We start from the raw sequence: 12,747 nt of genomic DNA on the forward strand, positions 1-12,747 counted from the left end.
CATATTGGCTGGCAGCACCCTTGCTCATCGCTTCCTTGAAATAGTGCCGAAAATTGTAGTCGATGCCGACAAAGCTCGCCGGTTCGTCGGCATTGCTGGCTGATATGGCGATGCCTGCCGTATCGATGATGTAGATGGCGGATGCCGAGGCATCGCCGGCAATCGACTTGAGCTTGTCGTTGAGGGCCTTTTCTTTCATTTTTCCGGCCCGGCGCAGAGCGCCGCGCACCGCGTCGTCTCGGGCCAACACCAGTGGAACCAGGCGCTGCTTTTCGATTTCGCCGGTCAGGGTTCCCGCCGCCAGCGGCAGTGCGGCGAGTGCCGTCTCGCGCAGATTATCGGCCGCCTGGCCGGAGGCGATGCGCCCGGCAATGGCGATCGCGCCGGCCAGAAAGGCAAGAGCGACGACCACGGCAACCCAGCGGCCATCGCGCAGCCGCGCCACGGCCTCGCGCAGCAATCCACGGCCGGCAAATCCAGGGAATCCGCTATCGGTGCCTGCTTGCGGCGTCTGCCCTCTCCCCCTTGCTCGCGGCCTTTCGGCCAGTGTAATGCGAAAATCCGCCCAGGCAAACACTGCCTGTGCGGAAATCCGCACAGGCTTTGGCCGCATGACGTCAGACAAAGGCGGAAATCCCGTGGTTCCGGCCTTCCGCGAACTGGCACAGCGTTTGCAAAACTCCCTGGCAGCGGCGTGCGACCGGAGCGCCGCGATGGGAGAAGTCATGCAGGGCGCTCCGCCCCATCCGGCCAGGGAGAGTTCGATGCACATCGCAGACCAATCAGGCGCGCTTGCCGCGCAGCGCAAGCCTTTCTATGCCCAACTCTACGTGCAGGTGCTCGTCGCGATCACCGTCGGCATCCTGCTCGGCCATTTCTATCCGTCGGTCGGCGAGAGCATGAAGCCGCTCGGCGACGCCTTTATCAAGCTGGTCAAGATGATCATCGCCCCGGTCATTTTCCTGACCGTGACGACGGGCATTGCCGGCATGAGCGACCTGCAGAAGGTCGGACGTGTCGCCGGCAAGGCGATGCTCTATTTTCTCACCTTTTCGACGCTGGCTCTGATCATCGGCCTTGTCGTCGCCAATGTCGTGCAGCCGGGCGCCGGCTTCAACATCGACCCGGCGACGCTCGACGCCTCGACCATCAGCAATTACGCCGCCAAGGCGCACGACCAGTCGGTCACCGACTTCCTGATGAACATCATCCCGTCGACCATCGTCGGCGCCTTCGCCGACGGCGACATCCTGCAGGTGCTGTTCTTCTCGGTGCTGTTCGGCATCGCGCTGGCGTTGGTCGGCGACAAGGGCACGCCCGTGCTCAATTTCCTGCAGGCGCTGACGACACCGATCTTCAAGCTGGTCAGCGTGCTGATGAAGGCGGCCCCCATTGGTGCCTTCGGCGCGATGGCCTTCACCATCGGCAAATACGGCATCGGCGCGGTGATCAATCTCGCTATGCTGGTCGGCACCTTCTATGTGACGTCGTTCCTGTTCGTGTTCGTCGTGCTTGGCGCGGTCTGCCGCTACAACGGGTTCTCCATCCTGTCGCTGATCCGCTATATCAAGGAAGAGCTGCTTTTGGTGCTGGGCACCTCCTCGTCGGAAGCCGCCCTGCCCTCGCTGATGGAAAAGATGGAGAAGGCCGGCGCCAAGCGCTCGGTCGTCGGCCTGGTCATCCCAACCGGCTATTCCTTCAACCTCGACGGCACCAACATCTACATGACGCTGGCGGCGCTGTTCATCGCACAGGCGACCAACATCCACCTGTCTATGGGTGACCAGATCCTGCTGCTGCTGGTGGCCATGCTTTCCTCCAAGGGTGCCGCCGGCATCACCGGGGCCGGCTTCATCACCCTTGCGGCGACGCTTTCGGTGGTTCCGGCGGTGCCGGTCGCCGGCATGGCGCTGATCCTCGGCGTCGACCGCTTCATGTCGGAGTGCCGGGCGTTGACCAACTTCGTCGGCAATGCTGTCGCCACGCTGGTGGTGGCTCGCTGGGAAGGCGAACTCGACGAGGCCAAGCTGGCCAGAGCGCTGGCGGGCACGGCCGACGATAGCCTGCCGGCGGACGTTGTTCCCGCCGAGTAATGACGCGCGGTCAATGCGTAAAAGGCCGGAGGCGTGCTGCCTCTGGCCTTTGTCATGCAGGTCGCAACGTCAGACCGTGCCGGACTTGCTCAGCGGCGTGTCCGGAAACGTGCTTGGGCCGACAGGCATGCGGGCTGCCAAAGTGCCCCCGTCGTCGAACAGCACAAGGCTGGCGGCGCCGACGAGCCCGGCATGGCGGCCAAGCTGGGCCTGAACGACCGGCACGTCGCGATAGGCGCGCATGGCCCGTTGCCTGATGGTCGCCTCGATGGTCGGCAGCATCAGATCGAGCCCATTGGCAATGCCACCGCCGACGACCAGCACATCGGGCGAATAGAGATGCAGGAGATTGGTGAAGCCAACGCCCAGCCAGCGCGCTTCCTCCTCCAGCAAGGCCGAGGCAAGAGCGTCCTGCAGCCGTGCCGCCTCGACGACATGGCGGCCGGTCACCTCCGCGTCCGCTGACAAGCGTCGCAAGGTAGAGCCGTCTCCGGCTGCCGTGGCGGCGCTGGCGCGGCGGCCAAGTGCCGTTCCCGACGCGATGGCCTCGAAGCAGCCAACGACACCGCATACGCAGCGCTCGCCTTCATTGGTGATGGTCATGTGACCGATCTCGGCTGCAAGGCCACGGCGGCCATGCAGGATGCGCCCGTCGACGACGACACCGCCGCCGATGCCGGTCGAAACCGTGACAAAGACCAGCGAGCGAGCGCCATGGCCGGCGCCGAAGCGCCATTCGCCGAGCGCCGCGGCATTGGCGTCGTTCTCCAGCCGCACCGGCAGGCCGAGCCGCCGTTCCAGGATGTCGGCAAGCGGCACGTCCAGCCAGCCGGCGAGCGTCGGCGGGCCGACGGCGATGCCGGCCAGCGGATCGAGCGGCCCCGGTGCACCGACGCCGACGCGGACGATCGAAAGTGCCGGGGCCTCGGCATGGACTGTCGCCGCCAACGCCTCGATCTGGCCGATCACCACATCGGGACCGGCCTGCGCCTGCGTCGGTACCGCCGCGAATGCCAGGATCTTGCCGTCGCGGTCGACCAAGGCGGCGCGAAGCTCCGTCCCGCCAAGATCGATCGCAAGGGCGGCTTCTGATGTCATGCCGCGACCTTCAAGCCGTGCAGCCAGCCGATGCGGCCGGCGAGATCCTTGTCACCGAAGGCGAGCGAACCGAGAACCACGGTTTCGGCCCCGGCGGCACGCAGCAACGGCACGGTCTCGTGGCGGATGCCGCCATCGGCCGCCAGAACCACTTGCGCCTCGCGGCCGGCCTCTCTCAGGATGGCGCGGGCAGCGCCCAGCCTGTCGCAGGCCTTGTCCGACAGGCTCTGTCCCTTGACGCCGATTGCGGTTCCAAGAAGCGTCACGAAGGCGACTTCCGGGACGAAGGCCGTCACCGCTTCGACAGGCGTCTCCAGCCTGAGTACGACGCCGGCCTCGGCGCCGAGCTCCCGCGCCAGCCGCACGGCGCGCAATCCGGCTTCGCCATTCTCGGCATGGACGCTGATCATGTCGGCGCCGGCTTCGATGAACTGGCGCGTCTGCGCCTCGACGATTGCTTCATCGACCATCAGGTGGACATGGATGGGTTTCGCCGTCAGCCCTGCGATGCGGGCGACGAGATCGGGGAAGAACAGGAAGGACGGTGCGAAATGACCGTCCGCCACATCGATATGATGAAGATCGACATAGGGCTCGATGCGCTTCAAGTCGTTTTCGAAATTGGCGAGATTGGCCGACCAGAGCGAGAATTCGGCGATCATCCGGTCGCGCGGCAATGCGGCGATGGCGGCCGGGCCTGAGAGAGGTTTCGAGATCATGACTGGTCCTGGTTGTTGAAATTCATGTCGAGAAAGTCCGCGATGGCGGCGCGAATTTCGGCGAAATGGCACTCCTTGTCGGTGGCCTTCGGCATCACCTCGGCAAAGGTCGCATTGGGGATGGCGTCGGCGAGGCTGCGGGCGGCGGCCAGCGGATGGACGAGATCGATGCCGCTGCCGATGACGAGCGTAGGGAACGCAAGGCCAGCGGCGGCTGCCCGCGTCACGCCAGGTCCATCCTCTGCGATCGCCTGCATCACCTCGGCGAAGACGGGCGCGTTTTCGCGCGCGAAGAAGCCGAGCAGGGAAGCAAGATTGTCCGGCGCTTCGGTGTGAAAGCGGGCGGCCGTCGCGGACGCCGCGAAGATATCTCGCGCCTGCGATAAAGGACGGCTGCGGATGAGCTCCGCCACTTCCACGTAAGGGCGCATGTTTTGCGGCGCCGCCTCGAAAGCCCAGGCAGGGCGCACAAGCACGAGACCGGCGACCCGGTCCGGGTGCCGGGCGGCAAGCTGCAAGGCAATGGCCGCACCCATCGAGATGCCGCCGGCGACGAAACGGTCGAGGCCGGCCGCATCCGCGGCGGCCAGCACATCATCGGCGAACATCGCGATCGAAAACGGGCGCTTGCTACCGGCGCCGGAACCGCCCTGCGCGCGGCATTCGACGGTCAGCCGACGGTATGAAGGACCATCGGGAAAGTTCTGCGCGACCTGCGCTGCGTCACCGCCGAGGCCATGCTGGAAGACGACGGGAAGCCTGCCCTGCCCCGTGTCGAAGACACGAAGCGCTGCATCGTCGCGAAGCAGGATCGTCGGGGCGGCGCCCATCAGAGGAGCCTTCGCAGAAAGGCGGCGACATCGGGGGCTTCGTCGGCGGACAGGCCGTGGGTGACAAGCGGTCCGTCGAAGCCCGCTGCCTTTAGCCGTGCAACAAAATCAGGAAAATCGACAATGCCTTGTCCTGATGTGGCAAAGCGACCGTCACCATGACGGTCCTTGGCATGCGCCATGGCGATGTGGCCGGCGGCCTCGTCGATCGCGGCGGCAACGATAGCGCGCGCCTCGCCGGGCGTGGCGTGTTCGAACAGGTTTGCCGGATCGAGCACGATCTTCAGATGCTTCGATCCCATCTCGGCGATCAGCCGGGTCGCATCCCTGGCCGAGGTGACGATGTTGGCCTGCTCAGGCTCGATGCCGAGATCGACACCGGCACCTTCGGCCAGCGCCAGCGCCTTCGCCATCTCGGCGGCCATGTCGGACCAGGCGGCCGGATCGGCATTGTCGGGATGATAGGCCCACTGATCGGCGGCGTTGCGCGAGCCGGTGCAGAGCGTGACCAGCGGGATGCCGAGGGCAGCAGCAGCCTCGATGACAACGGCGAGGCGCCTGAGGCCGTCGTCGCGCACGGCTTTGTCGGGATGCGCCATGTTGTAGGTGCCCGACAGTGCTGCGAGTGAAACGCCGTTCGACTGCGCGGCGGCACGGACGGAGGCGATGGCGTCCGCCGGCACAGCATCCGGCATCGACGGCAGGCCGGCACAGGCCAGATTGAACTGCGTCGTCTCATAGCCAGCTTGCCGCACCGCAGCCAGCACGGCGGCCGGATCGGTGCCGGCAAAGGTCTTGGCGAAAATGCCGAGACGCATCACACCGCCCCCGACACCGAGGCGAGTTCGACTCGCTCGCCTGATTCCACCGAACGCGCGATGGCGACCATGGCGCGGATCGAGGCGATGCCGTCCTCGACATTGGCGCCACGCATCGGCGTGCCGTTCAGGACTGTGTCGGCAAGACCTTCCAGCTGGCGGCGGAAGAAATGGCCATCGGCGCCGAGTGGCTTGTGGGCCGTGGCGGTCTTCTCGTGAAATATCTCCACCTCGCTGGCGCGGAAGTACCAAGGGTTGAATGTCCTGGCGATAACGGAGCCGTTCTCGCCATAGAGCTGAAAACCTTCGTGCCAGTCCATGCGCACGGCAACCGTCAGGTCGAGATGGCCGAGCGCGCCGCTGGCGAACTCGGTTTCGACGAACCAGCAATAGGCGCCGAATTTCTCATTGAGGCGGGCGCGCACGGCGACGATATCGCCGCACAGGAAACGCGCCGTGTCGACGAGATGCGAGCCATGGGCCAGCATGAAGTATTGCCTGAGATCGGCCTTGGGATTTCCGGCTGGCTTCCTGGCTAGCCTGCTGGTGACGGGCAGCGGCTGCACGGCATCGGTGTTGGTGTAGCGATGGGTGGAATCGCAGTACCAGGCCTTCAGCGCCAGCACTTCGCCGATCTCGTCGCGAACGAAGTCGCGCGCGGCCTCCAGTGCCGGATCGAAGCGCTTCATGTGGCCGACCTGCAGGATCTTGCCCGAGCGCCTGACCGCTTCGGCCAGCGCCTCGCCCTCCTCGACCGAGGTGCCGATCGGCTTTTCACAGAGAACATGCTTGCCGGCGTTGAGCGCCCTGATCGACATCGGCACGTGATAGGCGTCCGACGTGGCGACGATCACCGCTTCCAGCTCAGAATCAGCGAGCATTGCCTCATAGTCGGAATACATCTTCTGCGGTTCGTAAGTGGCGCCCATGCGCGCAAGCAGATCGGGTGCCGCGTCGCAGATGGCGTAGAGGTCGGCATTGCCGGCCTTGACGCAGGATTCCAGATGCGCGAACTGCGCGATGGGGCCGCAGCCGAGCACGCCGACCCTGAGGCGTCTATCCTGTTTCTTGATCATCGTCTCGTTCTTCAGGCGCCGTAGCTGCGCATAGTCTGGCGGTTGGTCTTGACCGCGCCGGCAGGATCGGCGGCGGCCGTTTCGGATTCTTCCTCCAGCACCAGCCAGCCGTTGAAGCGCGGTGCGGTGTTGGCGATCTCGATGACCGCCGGGGTGTCGCAGACGCCCTTGCCGAGCATGGCCCAGGTACCGTTGGCATAGACGTCCTTGAGGTGGATGTAGCGGATGCGGTCGCGGTAGGTGCGCAGCGTATCGGACATGTCCTTGTGGCCGCGCAGTATATGGCCGGTATCCGGTACCCAGCCGACCAGGTCGGGGTCGAGCAAGGCAAAGATCGTGTCGTAGTCGGCGCGGTCGAACAGCAGCGTGTTGTGGTGGGAGCTAGGATGCAGGGCAACCTGGACGCCGGCCTTGCGTCCGAGTTCGCCGGCCTTGTTGTAAACCTCGGCGGCGATGGCGAACTTATCCTCGCGCGGGCCGTCGGACACCACCGTGGCCGAGCCCATCGATACCAGCGGATTCGGGAAGGCGGCGGCGAAATCGATCCAGCGCTTGGCGGTTTCGAGGTCGGCGCCAATCTCCTCCTTCAGCGTAAAACCACTGTTCGAGCCAAAGGCGAAGGAAACCAGCGTCAGCCCCGACGCCTTCAGCGCGGCGGCGAACTCCTCCGGCTTGTCGCCATAATGTCCGATCATGGTGTCGGTGATCTCGATGCCGGCATAGCCACCATCGGCGATCGCCTTCAGCAGATCGTCGGGGCCGCCGGTAAACCGGTCTCCCAGCATTTCCCAGGTGAAGGTCTGGCAGCCGACTTTGAGCTCTTTCACGTTCGTCCTTTCATTCCTTGATATCGCCTATTGCTTGATGCCACCCTGCGTCGCCGTGGGATGGACGTCCTACTTGACCGAGCCCGCGGTCATGCCGGCGAGGAAGTACCTCTGGGCAACGAGGTAGATGAGCAAGAGCGGTAGCGAGCCGAGCACACTCATTGCCATCATCTGGTTCCATTCGAAGGCGTGCTGCCCCATCAACAGTTGGATGCCGATCGGGACGGTGCGCATGGACGTCGACTTCGTCAGTGTCAGCGCAAAGAGAAATTCGTTCCAGCACAACAGGAAGGTGTAGACCGACGTCGCCACGATACCAGGCAGTGAAATCGGGACGATCACCCGCCAAAGCGCTGTCCAACTGGTGCCGCCATCGACGGCTACGGCTTCATCGAGATCGCGGGGCAAGGTGTTCAGATATCCCGTCATCAGCAGGATCGCGTAGGGCAGCGTAAACACCAGATAAGTCAGGATCAGTGCGACGTAGGTGTCGAAGATGCCGTATGAGACGACGAGCCCGAAGAAGGGGATCAAAAGTGTGATCGGCGGAATCGTCTGCGTGCTGATGATGATTGTGTTGAGGCTGCCCTTGCCGCGGAAGTTGAAGCGGCTGAACCCGTAGGCCGCCAGCAGGGCGATCAGCACCGTCAGCACAGTCACCGCTCCCGCCACGAAATAGCTATTGAAGAAGAAGCGCAGCTTTACCGGGTCGCCAAGGATGGCTGCATACGCTTCCAGCGTGAAGGCCTTTGGCAGGATGGTTGGTGGCAGGGCAAAGATTTCGGTATTCGATTTGAACGAGCTGCTCAGCATCCAGTAGATCGGAAATGCCGCGAAAAAGAGCCCCGCTGCAAGCGCTACATGGAGCGCGACGGTGATCAGCCTGTCTTTCGGCGTATGCCTTTTCCTCATGATGACTACCGAGCCTTCTGATAGCGAATATAGAACAGCGTCAGGCCGAGAGAGATCAACAAGATGACCACAGCGCTGGCTGAAGCCTGCGACAGGTTGTAGCTCGAAAACGCCAGCTTGTACGTGTAGGTGCTGAGGACCTCGGTCGAGTAGATCGGGCCACCGCCCGTCGTTATCCAGATTAACGGGAAGACCTGCATGGTCCAGATGAAGTCAAGCAGCGAGATGCTGATGATGATCGGCATCAGCTGCGGAATGGTGATGAAGATCAGCTTCTGGTAGGCTTTCGCCCCGTCGATATCGGCAGCCTCGTAGAAATCCTTGGGAATGCCCTGCAAACCCGCGAGCAGGCTGACCATGAAGAGCGGATAGCCCGCCCAGATGTTGGCAAAGGTGACCGCGTGCAGCGCGGTCTCAGGCGAGGAAAACCATTCGACCTTGGAACCGATGATGCCGATTTGCATGAGAATGCTATTCACGACACCGTTCGGCTCAAGCAGCAGGCGCCAGATCACGGCGATAATCACCGCGGTGAACAGCCAAGGCAGTATATAGAGCACGCGCAGGATATTGCGCAGCGTCGGATTGATGCGGTCGCTGTTCAGCATGAGCGCGAAGGCCATGCCGATGGTCATGTGGAAAATGACACTCATGCATGTGAAGTAGAGCGTGTGCCACAGCGAAGCCCAGAACACGGGGTCGTCGAAGATCGCCTGGTAGTGTTTCAGTCCGGCAAAGGATGGGTCACGACGCAGCACCGCGCTGTTCTGGAACGAGTAGCCAATCACCGTCACCATCGGCAGCAGCATCAGAAGCCCGATTATGAGCAGCGAGGGCGACAGATAGAGGTAGGGTGCGACCGCTCGTTTGAGCTTGTGGTGGGAGCGCTTTTGCCGGGTCATGTGCCAACCTTGGGATACGCCTTCAAGAGAAGGTAAGCTTCAAAACAGGTCCACTCAAATTGCCGATCCGTTGTTGCCGGGTGGCCTGCCCGAAGTCAGGCCACCCGGTCGAAGTCAGCAAACGGGAACAGGCCGATCAGAATTTCGCCATCCAGCCCTTCTGAGCGGCGGCGGCTGCTTGTTCCGGAGACTGCTCGCCGGCGAGCATCTTTTGGGCTTGCACGTCGAACTGGGTCATCAGGTCTTCTGCCACCGGCAGGCCCGTGAACTCATTGGCGAGATAACCGGTCTTGAAGATTTCAAAAGCCTTGCCGAAAGCCTTGTCCGAGGTCACGAAATCGGGCTTGGCGTTGACGTTGCCCGGGAAGGCGTTTGCAAGCGACACGAGCTTGGCGTTCACCTTTTCACTCATCACATATTGGACGAGTTTCCAGGCCTCTTCCTGATGTTTCGAGGCAGCAGAGATGCCGATGCCCCAGGAGGCATAGGGAAGGCCGCGCTTGCCGGTATAGTTTTCCACGACCGGGACCGGGATGAGGTCGAAGTTCAGCTTGGGATTGCGCTTGCGGATGAGGTTCACATGCGCGAGCGAGTCGATCATCATCCCGACGCGGTTGTTGACGAACTCCTCGACCTTTTCCTGCTCGGTCTTGGTGGCGATGCCGGGCGAGATGGTTCCGGCGTCGTTGAGAGATTTGACGAAGGTGAGCATATCCACCACCGGTTTGCCCTCAAGGTCCGGCTTGCCGTTCGCCATCATCGACTGACCCGAAGCCCAAACCCACGACATCATGTCGTTCTGGACGCCGGATGGCGTTTGCAGCGACAGGGGCAGCACCCAGCCATACTGGTTCTTGTCGGCGATCGTCATCTTCTTGGCGGCTTCGAGAAACTCCGCACGGGTCGACGGCAGCTTGGTCACGCCTGCCTGGGCGGCGAGGTCCAAATTCACGAAGACCGGATAGACGAAAGAAGCCACGGGAAACATCACCGCCTTGCCGTCCACCTTGACGATGTCCGCGACCTGGCTCTTGTCGAAACCGCTCGCATCCATCATCGGATTCATGTCGGCGAGTGCGCTCTGCGCATTCAGATTGTTCACCCAGGCACCGTCGAGACCGACGACGTCGCTGAGCGTTCCGGTTGCAGCACCAACCGAGATCTGGTCTCGCGTGGTCGCGTAGGGGCCGCTGACCAGCGTCACTTTGATTCCGGGATTTGCGGCCTCGAAGTCATCCATGATTGCCCTGAGCGAGCCGGCCGGCAATTCGGGCTCCCACCATTGGGTGAATTCCAGCGTCGTATCCGCCATGGCGCCGGTTGCGCCAAGCAACCATGCGGCCGCGGCTATTTTCAGCATCGCGGGTTTAATACGAAACGTCATTCTCTCCTCCTTCTTTATATTCGCCCGCACAATGCGGCCGATCGTCTGGTTATTCAGAAGTCTTCTTACGCAGGCGCCTCACCCTCACCCGCGGGTCTTCGCTGATACTCAGATTGCCAGATGCGTCTCCGGGTCGAAGTAATGGAGCTTGGTATCATCCAGGGCCAACCTGATTTCCGAGCCGGAACGGACTTTGCTGGTCGGTTCGAATTTCGCCACCGCATTCGACGCCAGGCCGAAATCCTGCACCGCGTCAGGGTCGCCGGAGTCCACCCGGACCGCGTCGATGTCGAGATGGACGATTTGTTCGGATCCAAGTTCTTCGATCGAGGTCACCTTTGCCGGTATCGTCTGATACTTGCGGCCGGATTCGAGGCTGCTGTCATAGAGATCCTCCGGTCGTATGCCGAACACGACCTTGCGCCCCGCATACGACTTCAAGCCCGGCCTGCGCACGAAGGCTGCATCCTGCAGCCGGATGGCCAGGGCGCCGGACATCAGTTCGTCGCCCGTCAGGGTCGCCTCGAAAAGGTTCATCGAAGGAGACCCGATGAAGCCGGCAACGAAGGCGTTCACCGGCGATTCATAGAGTCTCTTGGGTGTGTCGACCTGCTGCAGCACGCCGCCTTTCAACACCGCGACCCTGTCGCCCATCGTCATGGCTTCGGTTTGGTCGTGGGTCACATATATGGTCGTTACGCCGAGCTGCTTTTGCAGACTGGTGATTTCGGCGCGCATTTGAACACGCAGTTTCGCATCCAGATTGGAAAGCGGTTCGTCCATGAGAAAGGCTGCCGGCTCGCGCACCATGGCGCGGCCCATGGCAACCCTTTGACGCTGCCCGCCTGAAAGGTTCGCGGGTTTGCTGTCCAGCAGAGACGTCAGTTGAAGGGTTTTGGCGATCTCGTCCACGCGCTTTTTGCGCTCGGCCTTCGGCTTGCCTGCCAGCCGCATCGAAAAGCCGATGTTTTCGAACACCGTCATATGCGGGTAGAGGGCGTAGCTCTGGAAGACCATCGCGATGTCGCGGTCCTTGGGCGGCATGTCGACGACGTCGACACCGCCGATCCGAAGGCTGCCGCTGGTGACGTCCTCCAATCCCGCGATCATCCGCAGCGCGGTGGATTTGCCACAGCCGGACGGCCCGACGAGAATCAAGAACTCACCGTCCTTAACCGACAGGTTCAATTGGTCGATTGCGTGAAAATTGTTCCCGTATGTCTTGCAGATATTCTCAAGAACGACTTCTGCCATATTCCTCCCTCCACAAGTCTAAGCCACTGATTTTTATGATTGTCCTCGGCTTACGTTCACCTGCGAAATTTTTCCTCGGATAGCTAGGCTATGTTCCGGTATCGAGCCGCGCATATTTCAGTTCGACTGCCGACGGCGCGTTTGTCGATGCCAGGAGTTGCTTGACCTGGTCGTCGGTCGGAAGCGCCTCGCGCCCGCCCCGCCCCGTTATCGAAAGGGCCGCCGCCGCGGCCGCGAATGCGACCCGGCCTGCGGTGTCGATCCCGCGCGTCAATGCAAGGGCATAGGCGCCATGAAAGCAGTCACCGGCGCCGGTCGAGTCGACGACGGCAACCCGGTGCGGAGGCAGGTGCCAGAGCCCTGTCTCGTCGCGTCCGCGATAGAAGACGCCCCTGCCGCCATCCGTCAGAACCACGGCGGACCGCAACGGCAACCACAATGCATCGAGTATCTCGGCCGGCGACTGGCGGCCGGTGGCGGTCCGCGCGAAGCCGAGCGGAAGAATGAGATGGTCGCAGAGCCCGATCAGTCTCTCGGTGGCCGGGCCGTGGCTCCATTCGACATCGCCGAGGATCGCAAGGCCGAGATCGCGAGCCCGAGCCACGACATCCAGCGACCCGATCCCGTAACTGTCGACGATCAGGACTGTCGCGCGGCTGAGAACCTCGTCCGGAAAGTCCGGCGCGGTGCCCAGCATCGCTTCGTCGTCATACGCGATGAATCGCTCCCCATCCGAACCGACGGTGATCCGCGAGCGCACCGGGCGCGCGTGCGGGTGGCGCGGCGCAAACGCGGTTTCAACGCCGCTCGCAACGAGATCGCACAACACGGCGT

The 12,747-nt window shown here is 62.7% G+C and carries 12 protein-coding genes and 1 pseudogene; 1 reads left to right on the plus strand and 12 read right to left on the minus strand.

Features of this window, described 5'->3' with window-relative positions; all coding sequences use genetic code 11:
• Positions 1–625 (minus strand): annotated as a pseudogene (locus EOC06_RS06565) (sensor histidine kinase); the annotation flags it as partial.
• A 139-nt stretch (positions 626–764) separates the two neighbouring features.
• Here EOC06_RS06565 and EOC06_RS06570 point away from each other — a divergent pair.
• The gene (locus tag EOC06_RS06570; protein WP_128307378.1) at positions 765–2,093 is read left to right on the plus strand and encodes a dicarboxylate/amino acid:cation symporter; all 1,329 of its coding nucleotides are present in this window, start codon (positions 765–767) and stop codon (positions 2,091–2,093) included.
• Between the two features lie 69 nt (positions 2,094–2,162).
• Here EOC06_RS06570 and EOC06_RS06575 read toward each other — a convergent pair whose 3' ends face one another.
• The 11 genes from EOC06_RS06575 to EOC06_RS06625 all read right to left on the minus strand — a co-directional run.
• Positions 2,163–3,191, minus strand: a complete 1,029-nt coding sequence (locus EOC06_RS06575) for an ROK family protein (RefSeq protein ID WP_128307379.1) — start codon at positions 3,189–3,191, stop codon at positions 2,163–2,165.
• Positions 3,188–3,910 (minus strand): ribulose-phosphate 3-epimerase, encoded by a 723-nt coding sequence (locus EOC06_RS06580; RefSeq protein ID WP_127319210.1) that lies wholly within the window; start codon positions 3,908–3,910, stop codon positions 3,188–3,190. Before EOC06_RS06580 ends, EOC06_RS06575 begins: the two co-directional genes overlap by 4 nt.
• Positions 3,907–4,740 (minus strand): alpha/beta fold hydrolase, encoded by an 834-nt coding sequence (locus EOC06_RS06585; RefSeq protein WP_128307380.1) that lies wholly within the window; start codon positions 4,738–4,740, stop codon positions 3,907–3,909. The genes EOC06_RS06580 and EOC06_RS06585 overlap by 4 nt, the downstream gene beginning before the upstream one ends.
• On the minus strand, positions 4,740–5,558 hold the full coding sequence (locus EOC06_RS06590; protein WP_127319214.1) for a sugar phosphate isomerase/epimerase: 819 nt from the start codon (positions 5,556–5,558) through the stop codon (positions 4,740–4,742). The genes EOC06_RS06585 and EOC06_RS06590 overlap by 1 nt, the downstream gene beginning before the upstream one ends.
• The gene (locus EOC06_RS06595) at positions 5,558–6,634 is read right to left on the minus strand and encodes a Gfo/Idh/MocA family protein (RefSeq protein WP_128307381.1); all 1,077 of its coding nucleotides are present in this window, start codon (positions 6,632–6,634) and stop codon (positions 5,558–5,560) included. The genes EOC06_RS06590 and EOC06_RS06595 overlap by 1 nt, the downstream gene beginning before the upstream one ends.
• 11 nt (positions 6,635–6,645) lie before the next feature.
• Complete coding sequence (locus EOC06_RS06600) at positions 6,646–7,419, minus strand: sugar phosphate isomerase/epimerase (RefSeq protein ID WP_128307394.1); 774 nt, start codon at positions 7,417–7,419, stop codon at positions 6,646–6,648.
• Positions 7,420–7,530: 111 nt separating this feature from the next.
• Positions 7,531–8,373 carry a carbohydrate ABC transporter permease gene (locus EOC06_RS06605; RefSeq protein ID WP_023808790.1) on the minus strand — a complete coding sequence of 281 codons (843 nt, stop codon included), beginning with the start codon at positions 8,371–8,373 and terminating at the stop codon, positions 7,531–7,533.
• 5 nt (positions 8,374–8,378) lie between these two features.
• Entirely contained in the window at positions 8,379–9,275 is an 897-nt protein-coding gene (locus tag EOC06_RS06610; RefSeq protein WP_023808791.1) for a carbohydrate ABC transporter permease, read from the minus strand.
• Positions 9,276–9,411: 136 nt separating this feature from the next.
• A complete protein-coding gene (locus EOC06_RS06615; protein ID WP_127266568.1) occupies positions 9,412–10,659 on the minus strand; it encodes a sugar ABC transporter substrate-binding protein in 1,248 nt (415 codons plus the stop codon).
• 108 nt (positions 10,660–10,767) lie between these two features.
• Complete coding sequence (locus tag EOC06_RS06620; protein WP_127319222.1) at positions 10,768–11,913, minus strand: ABC transporter ATP-binding protein; 1,146 nt, start codon at positions 11,911–11,913, stop codon at positions 10,768–10,770.
• A gap of 88 nt (positions 11,914–12,001) precedes the next feature.
• On the minus strand, positions 12,002–12,747 hold a 746-nt coding region (locus EOC06_RS06625; RefSeq protein ID WP_245469369.1), incomplete at its 5' end, for a PfkB family carbohydrate kinase.

Origin of the sequence: Mesorhizobium sp. M7A.F.Ca.MR.362.00.0.0 (assembly GCF_004023175.1) — a bacterium.
GTDB lineage: Bacteria > Pseudomonadota > Alphaproteobacteria > Rhizobiales > Rhizobiaceae > Mesorhizobium.

Coding starts and splice junctions, on each gene's coding strand:
- EOC06_RS06570 (WP_128307378.1), top strand. CDS start 765: ATGCACATCGCAGACCAATCAGGCGCGCTTGCCGCGCAGCGCAAGCCT.
- EOC06_RS06575 (WP_128307379.1), bottom strand. CDS start 3,191: ATGACATCAGAAGCCGCCCTTGCGATCGATCTTGGCGGGACGGAGCTT.
- EOC06_RS06580 (WP_127319210.1), bottom strand. CDS start 3,910: ATGATCTCGAAACCTCTCTCAGGCCCGGCCGCCATCGCCGCATTGCCG.
- EOC06_RS06585 (WP_128307380.1), bottom strand. CDS start 4,740: ATGGGCGCCGCCCCGACGATCCTGCTTCGCGACGATGCAGCGCTTCGT.
- EOC06_RS06590 (WP_127319214.1), bottom strand. CDS start 5,558: ATGCGTCTCGGCATTTTCGCCAAGACCTTTGCCGGCACCGATCCGGCC.
- EOC06_RS06595 (WP_128307381.1), bottom strand. CDS start 6,634: ATGATCAAGAAACAGGATAGACGCCTCAGGGTCGGCGTGCTCGGCTGC.
- EOC06_RS06600 (WP_128307394.1), bottom strand. CDS start 7,419: ATGCTGGGAGACCGGTTTACCGGCGGCCCCGACGATCTGCTGAAGGCG.
- EOC06_RS06605 (WP_023808790.1), bottom strand. CDS start 8,373: ATGAGGAAAAGGCATACGCCGAAAGACAGGCTGATCACCGTCGCGCTC.
- EOC06_RS06610 (WP_023808791.1), bottom strand. CDS start 9,275: ATGACCCGGCAAAAGCGCTCCCACCACAAGCTCAAACGAGCGGTCGCA.
- EOC06_RS06615 (WP_127266568.1), bottom strand. CDS start 10,659: ATGACGTTTCGTATTAAACCCGCGATGCTGAAAATAGCCGCGGCCGCA.
- EOC06_RS06620 (WP_127319222.1), bottom strand. CDS start 11,913: ATGGCAGAAGTCGTTCTTGAGAATATCTGCAAGACATACGGGAACAAT.